The 17,417-nt window shown below is 59.6% G+C and carries 10 protein-coding genes and 1 tRNA gene; 5 read left to right on the top strand and 6 right to left on the bottom strand.

Features of this window, described 5'->3' with window-relative positions; translation table 11 throughout:
* The 4 genes from cmr1 to ABJK56_RS00980 form a co-directional block, all read right to left on the bottom strand.
* Positions 1-463 (bottom strand): type III-B CRISPR module RAMP protein Cmr1 (cmr1, locus tag ABJK56_RS00995; RefSeq protein WP_347242801.1); only part of this gene is annotated, 463 nt, incomplete at its 3' end.
* Positions 460-3,810, bottom strand: a complete 3,351-nt coding sequence (locus ABJK56_RS00990) for a DUF3883 domain-containing protein (RefSeq protein ID WP_347242800.1) — start codon at positions 3,808-3,810, stop codon at positions 460-462. The genes cmr1 and ABJK56_RS00990, both read right to left, overlap by 4 nt.
* The gene (locus ABJK56_RS00985; protein WP_347242799.1) at positions 3,776-4,084 is read right to left on the bottom strand and encodes a hypothetical protein; all 309 of its coding nucleotides are present in this window, start codon (positions 4,082-4,084) and stop codon (positions 3,776-3,778) included. The genes ABJK56_RS00990 and ABJK56_RS00985 overlap by 35 nt, the downstream gene beginning before the upstream one ends.
* A 1,498-nt stretch (positions 4,085-5,582) precedes the next feature.
* Positions 5,583-5,655: transfer RNA gene (locus ABJK56_RS00980), tRNA-Ile, on the bottom strand.
* Positions 5,656-6,034: 379 nt separating this feature from the next.
* On the opposite strand from ABJK56_RS00980, the gene ABJK56_RS00975 reads away from it, so the two are divergent.
* From ABJK56_RS00975 to ABJK56_RS00965, 3 genes are all read left to right on the top strand, one after another.
* A complete protein-coding gene (locus ABJK56_RS00975; RefSeq protein WP_347242798.1) occupies positions 6,035-6,796 on the top strand; it encodes an MBL fold metallo-hydrolase in 762 nt (253 codons plus the stop codon).
* A gap of 300 nt (positions 6,797-7,096) precedes the next feature.
* Entirely contained in the window at positions 7,097-10,171 is a 3,075-nt protein-coding gene (locus ABJK56_RS00970; protein WP_347242797.1) for a PSD1 and planctomycete cytochrome C domain-containing protein, read from the top strand.
* 57 nt (positions 10,172-10,228) lie between these two features.
* The gene (locus ABJK56_RS00965) at positions 10,229-11,704 is read left to right on the top strand and encodes a DUF1501 domain-containing protein (RefSeq protein WP_347242796.1); all 1,476 of its coding nucleotides are present in this window, start codon (positions 10,229-10,231) and stop codon (positions 11,702-11,704) included.
* 16 nt (positions 11,705-11,720) lie between these two features.
* On the opposite strand, the gene ABJK56_RS00960 is transcribed toward ABJK56_RS00965, so the two are convergent.
* Both ABJK56_RS00960 and ABJK56_RS00955 read right to left on the bottom strand, forming a co-directional pair.
* Entirely contained in the window at positions 11,721-14,237 is a 2,517-nt protein-coding gene (locus tag ABJK56_RS00960; RefSeq protein ID WP_347242795.1) for an O-antigen ligase family protein, read from the bottom strand.
* Between the two features lie 199 nt (positions 14,238-14,436).
* Positions 14,437-15,249 (bottom strand): DUF1080 domain-containing protein, encoded by an 813-nt coding sequence (locus ABJK56_RS00955; protein WP_347242794.1) that lies wholly within the window; start codon positions 15,247-15,249, stop codon positions 14,437-14,439.
* 441 nt (positions 15,250-15,690) lie between these two features.
* Between ABJK56_RS00955 and ilvN the strand changes: the two genes are divergently transcribed.
* Both ilvN and ilvC read left to right on the top strand, forming a co-directional pair.
* Positions 15,691-16,239, top strand: coding sequence for an acetolactate synthase small subunit (ilvN, locus tag ABJK56_RS00950; protein ID WP_347242793.1), 549 nt, complete (start codon positions 15,691-15,693; stop codon positions 16,237-16,239).
* Between the two features lie 54 nt (positions 16,240-16,293).
* A complete protein-coding gene (gene ilvC, locus ABJK56_RS00945) occupies positions 16,294-17,298 on the top strand; it encodes a ketol-acid reductoisomerase (protein ID WP_347242792.1) in 1,005 nt (334 codons plus the stop codon).
* Positions 17,299-17,417: the final 119 nt, after the last annotated feature.

Genomic DNA, 17,417 nt, shown 5'->3' with positions numbered 1-17,417 from the left:
CCGTTTTTCCCCCAATGGCGCCGTAGTCGGCGATCAGGCGCAGGGTGGCATCCAGCAGACACCACTCTTCGTCCCGAATAGGGCGCAGGGGCAGAAAGCGAAGAGTGAAGATCTGGCCGGCTTGAATCTGGTTCTGAATGGCTTGGCCGTTTTCTCCCAGAACCATCAGGTTCTGAATGACTTGGCCGTTTTCTGCCAGAACCATCAACCGAAACTTCCGCGCCCAGCCGGTGCAGCCGAAGAGTTCGCAGACAACACAGTGTTTCCCTTCTCTGTCGGGGCACCGAACAGGGGGAGCCGCAGGATCGCACGCCTTGCCTCCCAAGCCCCGCACCAGCACCTCGAACCACCATCGGATGGACCCGATTAGTCCGGTAGGGATAAGACGGTCGCCGCTTTGGTCGGCATCCCCGGTCCATATATCGGTCAGGGCTTTGAGCTTCCATTCTTTCATGTCTTTCATAGTGATCCCTCCAGCTGTTCGGGCTGAATTCGATAATGCTCAATCTTCACGATGGGCTCCCAATTGAGGCGGAGGGGGTCCTGGACCGGGATGAGGCGCGGACGGGTGGCGCAGTCGAAGACCACGTAGAGCCAGTAATCGCCTCGCAACCGTTCGGCCGTCTTGTATTCGTTGGGCGTGAGCGCCACCGGTCCCTCCCCGGCCCGGCCTTTGACCTCAATAAAGCGCACGCTTCCGCTTTCGGGGTGGCGCGAAAGGATGTCAAAGCCCCGATCCTCGGCGGAAACGTCCTCGGGCACCCAGCCCCGTTCCCGCTCGTAGCGCATGGCCTCCTCTATGGCGATGCGTTCCACTTCTTCGTCCCGCACCACGGGCGCGAACTGCTCCCGTTCCGGGTGTGGCAGGACCAGGGCCGAGCCCACGGGTGTGAGGTCGGCGATGGCCAGCTCCCGCTCCCGCCGAAGCTCCTCCCGCCGCCGCTCGAGGCGCGTGTTCAGCTCCTCCAACCGCTTCTCGGCCTCGCTCAGGGCCAGCGCCACGTCCTCCCCTTGTTGCTGCCGCTCCAGAAGTTCGGCGATCTGACGCTGCTGGCGGTCGATAAGGGTAAGCAGGCTCACTTCTACATGCCGGGCGATGAGGTTTAGCTCCTTTTCCCTTTCCTTTCGAACCTCCGCGAGGAAGGATTGAAGCCCCTTTTCCAGCAGAAAACGTTCGACTTCGGTCCGATCCATGGGGAGGGGAGGGGGATCTATCGCCTCAGACCCGGCGGGGATGAGGTCCAGAAAAAGCGTGGGCTGGCGCAGGCGCATCTCCCCTGAAGGCCCCACCTCCACCACGAAGAGCTGCCGATGGAGGGTGTTGCCCCGCCCGTCGGCGATGGACGCCGCATACACCTCAAGACGGGATGGCTCAGCCCGGTGCAGGTCGTAGAAGATGGCGCCTCCCTTCAGGTCCGCCTGGGCTTTCTCCCACACCTCCTCCCGGACGGCCTCGAAGAGCGGGTGGCCTGGAGTGATCCATTCGAGGGTAGGGTCCTCCGTCAGGCGCCGCTTGTCGAAGGTGATCCGTCGATACTCTTGCCCCAGGGGTCCGAAGCGGGGCTTCAGTCGCTCCGCCACGAGCTGCAGGTGGCGCGGGATGCGCCCCACCGTGTAGACGCCGGCGCGGCCCTTCGGCGCAGGGAGGCCGGCGACGGGGGCCGCCTGCAGAAAGAAGGCTTCCACCACCTCCGGCACCAGCCGCCGCTCCTTCGCCTCGGCCGTCCGTCCCAGGATGGCCGAGAGGTTGAGCTCCCGCTTCGCCAGCCCTTCCAGTGTGGACCGGCAGATGCGGGCGAAGCGTTCCCGATCTAGGTCCTGGACAACGCGCTCGAGCGCCGCCTGCGGGGTGAGGCGCCCGGCGTAGAGATCCCGGAACAGCCGCTCCAGGTAATTGGCCGGGATGACCTCGCCCACCACGTCGAAGACCTGGTCGCTACCCAACTCTTGACGGATCTTCTGGAGCCGGTCCAAGAGGCGCTCCAAGACCTGTCCCTCGCGGGTGTTGGCGGCCACGAAGTTGAAGATGAGGCAGTCGCGCTCCTGGCCGTAGCGGTGGATGCGCCCCATGCGCTGCTCCAGACGCATGGGGTTCCAGGGGAGGTCGTAGTTGATCATCAGCCAGCAGAACTGGAGGTTGATGCCCTCGCCGGCGGCTTCTGTGGCGACCATGATCTGGGCTTCCTCTCGGAACTCCCGCTCCGCGTAGAGCCGGGTGCCCGGCGTGTCCCGGTCGCCGATCTTCATGCCGCCGTGGATTTGAGTGACCCGGAATCTCCAGTTCCGGAGGGTGGCCACGAGGTAATCCAGGGTCTCCTTGAACTCAGTGAAGATGAGAAGCTTGGTCCGGTGGTCTTCAAAGAGCCTCTGCTCCACAAGCACTTGCCGCAGTGTGGCCAGCTTGGAGGAGCTGTCGCGCTCCTCCAGGGCCCGCGCCTGCTGCACCAGCGCCCGCAGCGCCTGAATCTCCTGCCGGATCGCCCGGTCCTCGGAGGGCAGAGAGGCCTCTTCCGTTTCCTCTTCAACCTGGACCGCTTCTTCCTCGGGCAGCTCATCCAGGTTCTCTAGGCCGGACAGGTCCACGACCAGCTTGGGTTGGGGGCGGCGCAGACGGTCCTCCAGCTTTTCCAGGCGCCGTTCCAGGCTCCGGCGAACGGCGTGGATGCTGGAGGCAAAGCGGCGCTGGTACATGGCCATGGTGAATCCCAGGGCCCGCCCGCGGGCCGACGGATCGGCGGCGGCGGCGATGGACTGGTCCTGCACGTAGCTGGTCAGGGCGTCATAAAAGGCGAACTCCTCCCCATCCAGATCAAAGCGGACGGTGCGCACCTCCCGGTTGGTAAAGAGCCGGCGGCCCTTCCCCGTTTCAGGGTCGGGAAATGTCACCAGCGCCTCTTTGGTGCGGCGGAGGTAGAAGGGCGCGTGATTGCGCCGCATGGCCTCCTCCAGACTCCGCACGTCCGCATATACGTCTCTGTCCAGTAACTGGAGGAAGATGCAGAAGTTCTCCGGGTCCCCTTTGTGGGGTGTGCCGGTAAGGAGCAGCAGATGATGCGTTCGCTGGGAGAGGAGTTCGCCAAGCCTGTAGCGCTCCGTTTTGTGCTCCGGGTCACTGGCGCTCATCCGGTGGGCCTCGTCTACGATGATCAGGTCCCAGGTGGTGCGCCGGAGGCTCTCGAGCACATCCTCGCGCTTGGCGAAGTCCACTGAGGTGATGACCTGGGGCTTATCCTGCCAGGGATTGACCCCATAGGCGTGTTTCAGGTCCACCCCGCGCACGATGTCGAACCGCTCCCGGAAGCGATCGCGCAGCTCCCGCTGCCACTGGAACATCAGGTTTGCGGGGGTGACGATGAGGGTGCGGGAGACCAGCCCGCGGAGTTTGAGTTCCTTCAGGAGCAGGCCGGCCATGATGGTCTTGCCGGCGCCGGCGTCGTCAGCTAAGAGAAAACGGATGCGGGGAAGCGGCAGGATGTAGTGATAGACGGCTTCCAGCTGATGAGGCAGCGGGTCCACCCGGGCGATGGAAAGAGAAAAGTAGGGGTCGTATTCATACGCCAGCCCCAGGCGGGCCGCCTCAATCCCCAGGCGGAAACGGGCGGCATTGCCATCAAAGGGCGCTTCCGCTGGGAGGATCCGCAGGCGGCCGATCTGCTCCGGGGTCAGCAGGCGCTCGTGGTATTGCCGGGTGCGAAGCCCATGCCCGCCCACCCGGAGGTTCGCGCCTAAGGGCTGCGCTAGCAGCACCCTGATCGGCTCCGGGAATATCTCGCCCTCAAGGATAACACCAGGTTGAATGTTGTTCACCATTACACCTGCCCTTGAAACTTGAGGACAAGAACGAGTTCATCATCAAAAGTGAATCGCCCAGGATCAGGCGGTTCGCCCAGCCCACCTCGTGGCTGTAGAATTCAATCTGCTGGTCGGCGGGCATTGGCGTCTCGCCGAAGAGATCGGGCTGGATCGGCTGCAGTCGGCGGACGGCATTCAGGATCGCCTTTGTTGAGATCCGCTCGTGGATGGGGAGCGAGACAAGGTCCACCTCAAAGGAGGTGTGCTCCGCTTTGCCCGCCCAGACAAGCACGGGCTCCTGGGCTCTCTTGAGAGTGGCCAGGGCTGCCTTCGCTTCCTCTAGGGTCTGAGCGGCCAGCCCCCGCTCGATGACGTCGACCAGCTCATCGCGCAGCTTCTGTCCATCGAATTCTGTCCATCGAAGCTCAGCTGCGGGTCCAGGTAGGGGTCGTAGGCGTAGCGAGTGGTCTGGCGCTGTGGCACTTCGTAGGTGGGTGCGATGCCGGCTGCGGGATTGTTCTTGCGTCGGGCCTGTGCATGGCGGAAATCGCGCACATGATTCGGAACGGGGCTGCCGTTGTTTCCTTCCTCGTGGCATATGGTACGTTCCCTGAGGCCCAACATTGAGTCCACGTTACAATTTGGCAGCGTTCTCTTTTTCTCAGCGGACTAGTCCGGTTGCAGACGGCTTAGCTACGCGGCGGCAAGCCACCCTCTACCCCTTTCCAACTGTGTCCATCTTTGTCTGCCACTGTCCGACAGTCAAGAGTGGATAGGGAGCAAAAATCCCAGCGGTTATCGCCAGTGTAACGCGAACCGAGCCGCGCGACCTTTGCCGAAAATGGCCAATCAATTTTCCCCGCTCCATAGAATGCCACGGCAGCGCACGCCGTTGCGTAGCGTTTCGGATTTTCGCGCAATTTCTCGTGCCCCAATGGCACAAAAACCGCCTCGCAAAACCAGAGCAAAACCGTCCCGCAAAACCAGTTCGCCACCCATTCCCCAACCCCGGCTATTCACCGTCCGCAGGTCGCGGCGGTCTTCGGTTGTTCGATGGAAGGGTGAATCCACTAATGATCAAAAGTACAGTACCGACGAGGAAGCATCGCTGATGTACGAGCCTCGAAAGCTCGATTTCAAGGGGGAGTATCGCAACGCCAGCAACGAACTTAATACCAACTTAATACCGTTGTGGCCCGCTGGAACCGTCCCGAGGGCAAGGGAATCCGCCCGGTGCACAAAACCCCCGCCGGTTGGAAACACGGGGCGTTGCCGGCCCCGAGAATCCTCTATAGGCTCCCGGAATTGCTGCCGCCCCCGATGACGTTCCGGTGGTAGTCTGTGAAGGGGAAAAGGCCGCCGACGCTGCTGACGACGATGGGCGGTGGCTCGCGTGAGGGTGAGGCAAAGCAGTGCGGCTTCCGCGTCGTGGTTCTGGTGGACTTCGATAGATGGAGCGAGTGGCGCTGCCCACAGTGTGGGACGTTATTTGCTTAGGTGTAAGATTTTGTAAGATTTTGTCGGGGCGCACCAGGCCGGATCCCCGCACGCCAAGCCCGTTCGGTATGCTCTTCAGAGAAACACGTACCCTGATGGGACACGAAATAGTGCCCTACCTTCCCGCTTTGGTTGCACCTATGGTTGCACCAAACTGGGCCTGTAAGAGGTTTTTTTCTGTCTCTAACTTGCATGCAAGTTGTTCTTGACACAACATTATGGCGCAAGCAAAAACCCCGTGAAACCCATCACTTACGTGGGAAATCACGGGGTTTTCTATCCTACTGTGTCATTAGGCCCGGAGGGATTCGAACCCCCGACCAAGGGATTATGAGTCCCCTGCTCTCACCGCTGAGCTACGGGCCCACCACCACAACGGCGGGATTAGCTAGGTCCCTTTATTTGCTAACGTCGTTATCACTGATCTTTCCCTACTGATTATAGCGGGTGATCACCGTCGCTGCGATATTTGCTCTGTGCGGTCCGGTCAGTTCCTCAAACCTCCAGTGCGCCTTCTTCCACAAACGGTTGACGCGGCCCCGGGGCTCTGTCTCATACTCGATGCGCTTGCCGAACTAAGATCGATCTTCGCACCCCGCTTGTTTGACGCCGTCCGCGAGTGGTGTTTAATGAGGGGATTGCGGCAAAATCACATCGGGGCAGAAAGTTCCCATAGAAAATCGTGGACGCACTTCGGGGAATAACCCCAAACGCGGTTAGGAACGAACTGAGAAAGGTGCGGTCTATGCGACTGATCGTGCTTGGCAGCGGCGGTTATCACCCCAGTGAACGGCGCCATACTTTGTGTCATGTCATTCCCGAGGCCGGCGTGATACTGGATGCCGGAACGGGCTTTTTCCGTGTGGGCCGGTTTCTGGACGAACGCCCATGGCACATTTTTTTAACGCACGCCCACCTAGATCACATTATTGGATTGACCTATTACTGGAGCCTCGTGCGAGATCGATCGGTCGGTCCAATCACGGTTTGGGGAAGTGACAAGACCATCGAAGCGGTGAAACGGCACCTGTTTTCGGAGCCGCTGTTCCCCAAGATGCCTCCATACGAGTTCGCGCTCATCCTGCCTGGGGAAAAGGTTACAGTGGCGAGTGAGCGGGAGGTCGGGGAGTTCACGGTCACAAGTTTTCCGCTGAGCCATCCCGGGGGTGCGCAGGGGTATCGGTTTGATTTTCAGGGCCGGTCGCTGGCTTATGTCACCGACACGACAACGGCCGCCCGCCCGACATACGCACAAAGGATCACGGGAGTGGATATCCTGATCCACGAGGCATATTTTCCGCCTGGCTATGAAGATCTGGCATTGCAGACGGGACATGTTTCGTCTGTGCAGGCCGCTGAGGTGGCACGGGACTGTCGAGCGAAGAGGTTGCTCCTCGTGCATGTGAATCCTATAAGCGAGGATTCCGATCCGGTCAGGATCATGGAGGTCCGGGCTGTGTTTCCCAGTGTGACCGTGGCGGAAGATGGAATGAGCCTGGCATTTTAGGTCGGGATTTGCTTGTACATCTCGAGAGGGGGTAGTTGCGGGTTGGTTGACGGGTGGGCGGGTGTTTATGTACAATTCGGCCAGACTAAAATATTCCGTCCTCAACCCGAGAAGGCCTGCCCTATGTTGCCCGCCTCGTGCTTGTTTTCCTTCACGCCACGGCATTGTGGGACCGATCGTGGGGTGCAAGGGTTGCCTAACTGGGCCGACGTTGCACCGGCGGAGCGAGCCGGAGGTGGTTCCGGAAGCCCTGCAGCACGTCTCGCCGGAGTCTGGTTGATCCTCCAGGGAGGTCTTTTCTTGGTAACGGTTCTGGTGGGAGGGGGACGCCTTTTGGGCGGTGACCCTGGAGTGGTGGATTTCGACCGCCAGGTCCGACCGATTCTTTCGGATAACTGTTTCGCGTGTCATGGGCCGGATGCAGCGGCCCGGCAGGCTGATCTGAGGCTCGATCTTCCCGAGGGCGTGTTCGGTTCGTCCGACTCACCCGGGGTAGTCATTCCGGGGAAAAAGGATGAGAGCGAGCTGTTTCGGCGGATTTCGTCGCAGGACCCCGACGAGCGGATGCCACCTCCGAGCAGCGGGAAGGAGCTGACGCGGGAGCAAATTGAGCTGATCGGTCGATGGATTGACAGCGGGGCGAAATGGCAGCCGCACTGGGCTTTTGTGACGCCGCAGCGACCGCCCCTTCCCGATGTATCCCGACCGGGGTGGTGTCGCAATCCCATTGACCGGTTCATTCTTGCCCGGCTGGAAAAAGAAGGGCTTGCACCCTCCGAGGACGCGGATAAGGTCACCCTTCTCCGCAGGGTGACGTACGATCTGACAGGGCTTCCGCCCACGCCGGACGAGGTGGATCAGTTTCTTAACGACGATTCTCCCGAGGCCTATGAAAAAGTTGTCGATCGGCTTCTGGCGTCTCCTCATTACGGAGAGCATCGGGCGCGCTATTGGCTGGACGTCGCCCGGTACGGCGATACGCATGGACTGCACTTGGACAATTACCGTTCGATGTGGCCTTATCGCGATTGGGTTATCAGAGCCTTCAACGAGAACAAGCCTTACGACCAGTTTATCATTGAGCAACTGGCGGGAGACCTGTTGCCTAATGCAACGCTTGATCAAAAAGTGGCGTCGGGATTCAATCGGTGCAATGTCACAACCAGTGAGGGTGGGGCCATCGATGCGGAGTTTCTCGTCCGGTATGCCGTGGACCGCACGAGCACGATGGGCACAGCCTTCATGGGATTAACAGTGGGTTGCGCGGTGTGCCATGACCACAAGTATGATCCCATCACGCAGAAAGACTTCTACCGCATGTACGCGTATTTTTACAGCATGGCTGACCCGGCTATGGATGGAAACAGCGACCGGACCCCGCCTATCGTGAGTCTCCCCACGCCAGAGCAGGCAACCAAGAAGGCGGCGCTGGAGGAGGAACTCGCAGCCATCCAGAAGCAAATTCGCGAGGAGCTGGCTAAGGTCGATTACCACGATCCCGGCGAGGCAGAAACCGGTGCTGCACCGGGCCCAAAAGAGATCGTGTGGATTGATGATGAGGTACCCGCGGGAGCTCAGTTGTCGGCAGATGGACATCCGTGGGAATTTGTGGAGGCCGCTGAGCCGGGGGCTTTCTTGGGCAAAAAGATTATGCGGCGGACGGCGGAAGGCCTCGCGCAGCACTACTTCACCCAGGCCGCACCACCACTGGTTGTGGCAGATGGCGACACGTTGTTCGTGCACGTCTATTTGGACCCCAAGAATCCACCACGGGAGATCATGCTCCAGTGGAATGACGGCTCGTGGGAACACCGGGCATTTTGGGGTGAAGACCTCATCGAGTGGGGGCAAAGCGGTACTCCCAGCCGAAAACGGATCGGCGATCTCCCAGCCGTCGGACAATGGGTTCGCCTTGAGGTGCCGGTCAAAGAGGTAGGGTTGGACGCTGGAAAACAGATCAACGGTTGGGCCTTCACGCAGTATGGGGGAACGGTTTACTGGGACGCCGCGGGGATTGTGACGACGGCCATTCAACCGGGCGAAAAGTTTCGCAGTCTGAAACGGTGGGAAGCAGTCGTGAAGCAAGGCAAGCCGGACACCTGGCCGAAACCCGTGGCTGAAATCCTCAAAAAGCCGCCGGATCAGCGGACTGCGGAAGAGCAAGCCAAACTGCGAGATTATTTTGTGGAGTTTGTTTATGAAGAGACGCGAGCGGTGTTTGATCCGCTCCATGGCCGGCAGGCTGATGTGGAAAAACAGCTTAAGGACTTGGAGAGCGAGATCGCGGTGAGTTTGGTGTCGGCCGACCTGCCGCAACCTCGGGAAGCATTCGTTCTAGAGCGAGGTGACTACGAGAAGCCACGGGAGAAGGTAGAACCGGGGGTTCCCAGCGTGCTGCCGCCGCTGCCGCCTGATGCACCACCGAATCGATTGGGCCTGGCACGTTGGCTTGTGCAGCCGAACCATCCGCTGACGGCCCGGGTAGCGGTCAACCGGTTCTGGCAGGAAATCTTCGGCACGGGGTTGGTCAAGACCTCCGAGGATTTCGGAACCCAGGGGGAACGCCCCAGCCATCCCGAGCTTCTGGACTGGCTGGCGGTGGAATTCATCGAGAGCGGCTGGGATGTGAAACATCTCTTCCGGTTGATGGTGACCTCGGCGACGTACCGGCAGAGTTCCCGCGCCCGTCCCGAGTTGCTGGCGAAAGATCCTGAAAATCGGCTGCTTGCCCGGGGACCACGGTTTCGGCTAGATGCGGAGGAAATCCGCGATACGGCTTTGTTTGTGTCGGGGCTGCTGGTGGACAAAATCGGTGGGCCAAGCGTCAAGCCATATCAACCGGAAGGACTCTGGGAAGCGGTCGGTTACACGACAAGTAACACCGCGAGGTTCGTTCAGGATCACGGCGAAAAGCTTTACCGGCGGAGCTTGTACACGTTCTGGAAGAGAACCTCGGCCCCACCAGGACTGGTGCTCTTCGACGCTCCCAATCGGGAAGCATGCGTGATGCGACGGGCTCGAACAAACACACCGCTGCAAGCCCTCAACTTGATGAACGACGTGCAATATGTAGAGGCCGCCCGAAAAATGGCGGAACGCCTGCTGCGTAAGGGACACAGTGATCCCGGCGACACTGCGAAATACGGTTTCAAGTTGGTGACATGTCGCGAACCCAAACCGAGCGAACTGGCTGTGCTCTTAGATCTTTACCGGTGGCAGCGGGATTACTTCGAAAAGAACCCACCGGCTGCGGAACAACTTCTCCAGGTGGGAGAGTCGCCTCGTGACGAGCAGCTTCCCGCACAAGAGCTGGCCGCCTGGACGATGGTATGCAACGCGCTTCTGAATCTGGACGAAACCATCACCAAGCCGTAAGCCGAATCGGATTGATACTGAAAATACGGTCGATTGTTTTTGGCCGGAGAGAATGCCATGGATCCCTTCGAAGAATATCGGCTTCTGGAAACGCGACGGCAGTTTTTCGGGCGGCTGGCGCGGGGGCTCGGGCCGATCGCGCTGGCGTCTTTGCTTAATGAAAATTTGTTCTCGTCAGCCGCGGGATCGGTTCCCGAACATCAGCCGGGTCGATCAGGGGTGCTGCAAAAACTTCATTATCCGCCGCGGGCCAAGCGGGTCATTTACATGGTGATGAACGGGGCTCCTTCACAGCTTGATCTGTTTGATTACAAGCCGAAACTGCTCGACATGTTCGACGCCGATCTGCCCGAGTCGGTCCGGATGGGACAGCGTCTCACCACCATGACGTCGGGCCAAAAACGCTTTCCGCTGGCTCCGTCAATCTACAAATTTGCTCAATACGGGCAGTCGGGAGCGTGGATCAGCGAACTGCTTCCTCACCTGGCCACCGTGGTGGATGAAATTGCCATCATCAAGAGTATGTACACGGAGGCCATCAACCATGACCCGGCCATCACTTATCTGCTGACAGGCTCGCAGATACCAGGACGTCCCAGTTTGGGAGCGTGGCTGTCATACGGACTGGGATCCCTCAATCGTGATCTGCCGACGTTCGTCGTGCTCCACTCCACATGGAGTGCCAAACGCGATGCCCAGGCGATCTATGAGCGGCTGTGGGGGGCAGGTTTTCTGCCCTCGTACCACCAGGGTGTGAGCTTCCGATCAAAAGGGGATCCCGTGCTCTATTTGAGCAATCCGCCCGGTGTGTCGGCGGAATCGCGAGAAAAAACCGTTCAGGCGGTGGTTCAGCTCAATCGCGAGCTCTACAACGCACTGGGGGATCCGGAGATCCAGACCCGCATCAGCCAGTACGAGATGGCGTTCCGCATGCAGTTTTCCGTGCCCGAACTCACCGATCTTTCCCAGGAGCCGGAAGAGACGTTCGAACTCTACGGGGAAGATGCCCGCAAACCCGGCACATTTGCCGCCAATTGCCTCCTCGCACGGCGGCTTGTCGAACGGGATGTGCGATTTGTCCAGATCTTCCATCGCGGCTGGGACCACCACTACGACCTTCCGCGGGACCTTCCCCTCCAGTGTCGCGACATCGATCAGGCCTGCCGGGCTCTCATCATTGACCTCAAGCGCCGAGGGCTACTAGAAGACACGCTTTTGGTCTGGGGTGGTGAATTCGGTCGCACAGTGTACTGCCAGGGAACTCTCACCAAGACGAACTACGGGCGTGACCACCATCCCAGGTGCTTCACGATGTGGCTGGCGGGCGGAGGTGTCAAACCGGGTATTGTTTATGGGGAAACCGATGATTTCAGCTACAACATCATCAAGGACCCGGTCCACATCCACGATCTGAACGCTACCATCCTCTATCTCCTGGGGATCGACCATACCAAATTGACGTATCGCTTCCAGGGCCGGGAGTTCCGCCTCACAGACGTCGCCGGAAATGTGGTGCAGGGAATTCTGGCCTGAGCGTGCCGGTTCTTGGCTACGGCGTCTGTGAGAGTTTCTCGAGAAATTGCACCGTCTCGTCAGGGAGTTTGCGGTCTGCATGGGGGGTGATGGTGTGCAGCCAAAGGGCTGTTTTTGCCGCCTTTTTGGCTCCGTCGGGGTCGCCGATGGTGCGAAGGAGCTCGGCGAGCCCGGCGTGATAGCGGGCCTGGTGAGGATACAGCTCGATGGCCCGGCGGGCGAAGGAAACAGCCCTCGCGAGAGCCCGACGATCGTTCGTTTCCCGAAACAATTGCTGATAGGCAAGAGCCAGAATCCACGAAGCTGCGTGGTGGTTGGGGGCCCGTTGCAGGAGTGCAGCGGCGTAGCTGTCGAGCTCCTTTGCCCGCTCCTGCGGAGACGGCCGGTTGGCTTTCTGGAGGAAGGTAGTGAGGTCCGCAACCTCGGGCTTGCTGTGGAAGGATTCTCCGGTCTTCGCTGGGGGCGTGGGACCCTCCGCCTGCCACAATTCCACCAGCCGCATCCAGGGCTCGAACGCCCAGGGATCGGCCTCGGCTGCCAGCCGACAGAATTGCTTGGCACGATCGATCGAAAACCGCCGCGCCACGGTTGCTTGGCTGAGAAGGCCCCGGGCCTGGAGAACAGGGGAGTAGGCCGTGATGTAAAACGCGGCGAGCACCAAGCCGAAAAACACCAGGATGGCCAATCCTGCCCAGGTGGGAAGCGTCACGGAAAAGCCCTCAGGGGCCGTAAGCTGTTGGAGCCGGTGCGACCAGCGGGTGGATGGTTGGTTCTCTGTGGGCGGTTGTTTGCCGGAGTAGTCGGTCGGAAAGTCAGTTGCCAGCACCCAGAGCAGCCAGAAGCTGCCCGCCACGCCGGGGAAGGTGAGTCCGCCCGCCGCCAGCCAGTTGATGCTGATGGCGGCAATCGCTGCGGCGACGATCCCAGGGACCAGGGGGCCCGCCTGAATCCACGGCCAAAGTCCCAGCCCGACGAGCGCAGCAGTAGGAAGTCCTACCAGTAAGAACGTCAGGTCCTGAGGGGCCGAGCTGAGCAGCCCCAGCCAGTAACCCGCAGGCCAGGCCAGCACCCATCCCATTGCAATCGCCCATAGTTGATCGCGGGAGTGAAAAACAGTTTTTCCCGACACGCCTGCGAGCGGGACGGTCGAGGAAGGCGGTGAACCTGCCGACGAGCTGAGACCCCAGGCCGATCGCGAGTGCTTGAGGTGCCAGAGAGTCAGGCCGATCGCCAACAGAAAAAATGCCCCAGCGGGAATGCCCCCGGTGGCAACGACTTCTAGAAGAAAATTGTGCGGGTCGGAGATTTCTTCACTCGCTTCGGGAAGCTTGTATCGGGTGTAAGCATAGCGAAAATTCCCCGGTCCGCAGCCTAGCAGGGGATGATCGGCGATCATGCTTGTGGTGGCCTGCCAGTATTGCCAGCGATAACCGAGGGATTTGGTGGCCTCGGAAAGAACCTGCCAATCGAGTCCCCGCGTGGCGGTGGCCACTCCAAAAGCGAGTGCCAGGAGGACCATTATTACGATAACCATACGCCGTGCCACCTTGCCTCGGAGGGAGATTCCCGTGGCCAGAAGAACTGCCAGACCACAAGCGAGGGCGATATAGGCGGAACGACTCTTGGTGAGAACCAGGCAGCACAAAAGACCGACCATCCCGAGAATTGATACTCCCAGAGCAGCCCAGGCTAAGCGACGTGTGGGTTTGCACAGACGTCCATCCTGGCGAGTGTTGTGCGGGCGCGACGGCGAGAGGAGGGACGGAGTCTCGATGCTGGTGTCAAAAAGTGATTTAACGTTGCCGACGATTGCCGCAAGGAAGACGAGGCTCCAGGGCAGAAGAAAACCGGCCAGCGAGTTGGTCAGCGCAAAAGTGGCGAGGGGTTCCCGACTGAAGAGCCGATTCTCAAACTGAGCCAATCCAACCGGATCTTCGAGCAGGTCGTCCCAGCCGAGCTCATGAAGGAGTTCGGTACGGCGAGTCTGGTAACCTGCGCGTAAATGGGGTAATTCCACGAAATATTGATAGAGTCCGTAACTAGCTACGCCCACGGAAAGCGCGGCCATTCCCGCGAGAATGGCGCGGCGTTCCCGATCGGTGAGATTCAATTGGCGGATAAGCTGCCAGAGCACATAGTATCCCACCCATACCCACAGCATGTTGATCGCGGGACGAGCTGTCCCCGAGTGGACAGCGCGAAGCGCAGCCAAGGCCAACCACACGACGGTCCCCAATAAAGCCAGATCCACACTCTGGAGTTTTACTCGCCACACAGATCGGCCCAGGCTGAACACGATCCCGATGAGCACAGTCCCGAAAACCAACATGGTGGGCGTGACATCGTCTCCCAGATCAGCGCCTTCGCTAGGAAAGAGTGGCCGAGCGACAAGAATGAGTGTAACCATCACGAGCAGAAACGCGCGCACCCTCCGAAGAGAGCACGGCTCCCGCTCGTCCGGGGAGGGTGTTTTCCCGGAGAAATCCTGACCGCGTGGTTCACGCTTGGGCAGTATGCGCTGTTTACCCGTCATCGTGAATGCTGATAAATAGCAAGACAGTGCAATATTTTCTGGCCATGTGTTCCTCTGGCCTCATGGTACACTGCCCAGCCCGGCATTCGGAGGGGCACGCTCGTCGTGCCCGCTTTCCATAGGCCGATTTCCTGAAGCCTGCCCCAAATGCCCGGAAAATCATGCGGATACCCTGGCGCGACGCTGGTCTGGGCCCAGATTAGTGCGAGGAATCACCGCTTTGGGCAGGGAGCCGCAGGACAATATCTTTAAACCGGATGAGAAGCTTTCCGCCGGGGTGGATTTGCAGGGCGATATGGCCGCAAAGTCCCACGTTCCGTTTCTTGTGGAACTCGTCATCCAGCCGACCGGCGCCATTGTAATCAGCAATGGGGACTCCGTTGACCCAGGTCTGAATCCGCAAGCCCTGGCAGACGATACGGACATCGTTCCAGGCGTCGCGACTTTCCGGAAGATCGGCATGATACCATTTCCACCCGGCGGGCGCGTGTTCCGGTTTCGCATTGGCGGGGCGGCCGACGTCCGGCCAGAGCCACACCTGGGCACCGCGTGTTTCGTCGTAGATGAAACCGCAGCGCCATGGTCCGGGCGGATTGATATCCACTTGGGGCCCATCCATGTAGTGGGCGGTGTCATCGTAGCGGCTCCGCACCTGAATTCCGCTGTTGCCTGTCGAGGTGGAATACGTCTGCACCTTGACCCGAAGTTCAAAGTCGCTGAATTCCTGATCCGAGACAAGCCAGATGTAATCGTGTTTGCTGTTGGGTGGGACCTCGGCGGTGATGGTGCCATCGACAACTTTCCAGTAATGACGCTTATCTTCGTCCTGAGGTTTACACTTGACGGTCCAGCCGTGAAGCGTGGCGCCATCAAAGAGGGAAATTTCTCCGGGATCGCTTGCGGGAGGCGAAGCATTTTGGTCGTCGGCGAGAGTCAGAGAAAGGCAGCAAGCGAGCCACCACGTCATTGTCAAAACGGCTGGATAAAGCAGGAAAGCGCGATCTCGTGGCATTTCAGCAGTCCTTATAACGGATGGAATGAGAGGGAATGGGACGTTTGTTTACAACCAAGCGGTTAAAGCTGACCGAGCAGACCGTTCACCGGAGCGCCCCCGGTCGGCCTTGGGAGAAAGCGTTTCCGACGGATAGTGTGCCAACGGATTGGGCGAAAGTCAAATGGTCCGGAGGGGCACGCTCGTCGTGCCCGGTGAAGCGGGATGAATTATCCAATTTTGACGGGCGGAAGTGACAAACACGTCCCTCCGGAAACGGACCTGACAAGCAGGTCCCTCCGGAAACGAACGTAAGCGAACCCGAGCCCGGTTTTGAGTGTCCCTCAACCAAGCCGTGTGCTGAGACCCCGGCCGGGTGGTCTGGTGGGGCTGGCCATCACTTGTCGCAGCCTCCCCCCAAGGTTAGGATAGCGCTTTTACGGACAGACGGACGAGGATACTATGCGACACATACTCTCGGCCCTTGTACAGAACGTACCGGGCGTGCTCTCCCATATTGCGGGGATGCTCGCCTCACGTGGCTACAACATCGACAGCCTGGCGGTCGGTGAGACAGAAGATCCGCGCCTTTCCCGCATGACATTCGTCGTGGTCGGGGACGATGCCGTTATCGAGCAGGTCCGAAAACAATTGGAGAAGATCGTCACCGTCGTTCGGGTGGACGATATCAGCTCCCGAGATTATGTAGAGCGCGACCTCATGCTCATCAAGGTGTCGGCCCCGCCGGACCGCCGCGGAGAAATCCGCGAACTGGTGGAAATTTTCCGCGGACGGATTGTTGATGTTGCGCCGGAGAGTATGATCATCGAGATTTCCGGTCAGGAGAAGAAAGTCGAATCATTCATCGAGTTGATGCGCCCATTCGGCATCCTTGAGCTGGTGCGAACGGGACGCATCGCGATGGTGCGAGGGAGTGATTCGCTCAGGAATTCTGACAACCACGACGGTCAAGCGTTGGCGGATTCTCGTTCCCCCACTGGTTCCAGGTGAAGTCGATCACGATACCCGAGGGGTACAGCCCGAGTTTGAATCAGGAGCAAAACCATGCCAGCCAAGATTTACTATGACCAGGATGCGGATCTGTCGTTGCTGCAAAAGAAGACGGTAGCCATCATCGGATACGGCTCGCAGGGACACGCCCATGCCCAGAATTTGAGGGACAGTGGCGTTCGGGTAGTGGTTGCGGAGTTGCCGGGAACTCCGAATTACAAGCTGGCGGTGGAGCACGGTTTTCAACCGGTGTCTGCGGAGGAGGCCACTAAGCAGGCCGATGTCGTCACAATCCTGCTCCCCGATGAAATTCAGCCCGACGTGTTTCGGACGTCGATTCGGCCTCATCTGAAACCCGGAAACGTCATCGTGTGTTCCCACGGGTTCAACGTGCATTACGGGCAGTTTGATATTCCCGAGGGCGTAGCAGCCGTCCTGGTAGCCCCCAAGGGCCCCGGACACCTGGTGCGCTCGGAATTCGTGAAAGGAGGCGGCGTTCCCTGTCTCGTCGCCAATGGGCCGAATGGTACCGAGGAAACTTTCAAGCTCGCCCTGGCCTACGCGAAAGGAATTGGAGGCACCCGGGCAGGCGTCATCGAAACGACCTTCGCCGAGGAAACCGAGACCGACCTCTTCGGCGAACAGGTGGTCCTCTGCGGTGGGGTCAGCGAGCTCATTTGTGCAGCCTTTGAAACACTTGTGGAGGCCGGTTATCAGCCCGAGCTGGCGTACTTCGAGTGCATGCACGAACTCAAGCTGATCGTCGATCTCATGTATCAAGGCGGTCTCAGCTACATGCGCTATAGCATTTCCAACACCGCAGAATACGGCGATTATACCCGCGGCCCGCGGATCATCACCGAGCAAACCCGGGCGGAAATGAAAAAGATCCTCAAAGAAATTCAGACTGGTGCATTTGCCAAAGAATGGATCCTGGAAAACAAAGCCAATGCACCGATGTTTAAGGCCCTCCGGAAGAAGGCGCGCGCCCACATGATCGAAGAAGTGGGGCGCAAATTGCGCAAGATGATGAAATGGATCGACGCCAAGGAGGTTTAAGGCCTTATTTGGGGCATCCGCCGGGGTAAAAAGTCCTTTCAGAGGACGTGCGTATCACGTCCGTTCCCGGAGGGACCTGCTTGTCACGTCCGCGCATCGAAATTGGACAACTCATCCCG

The sequence above is a fragment of the Thermogutta sp. genome (genome assembly GCF_039793925.1).
Taxonomy (GTDB): Bacteria; Planctomycetota; Planctomycetia; order Pirellulales; family Thermoguttaceae; genus Thermogutta.
Note: the sequence above shows the minus strand (reverse complement) of the source record. Positions and strands in the feature narration are given on the sequence as shown.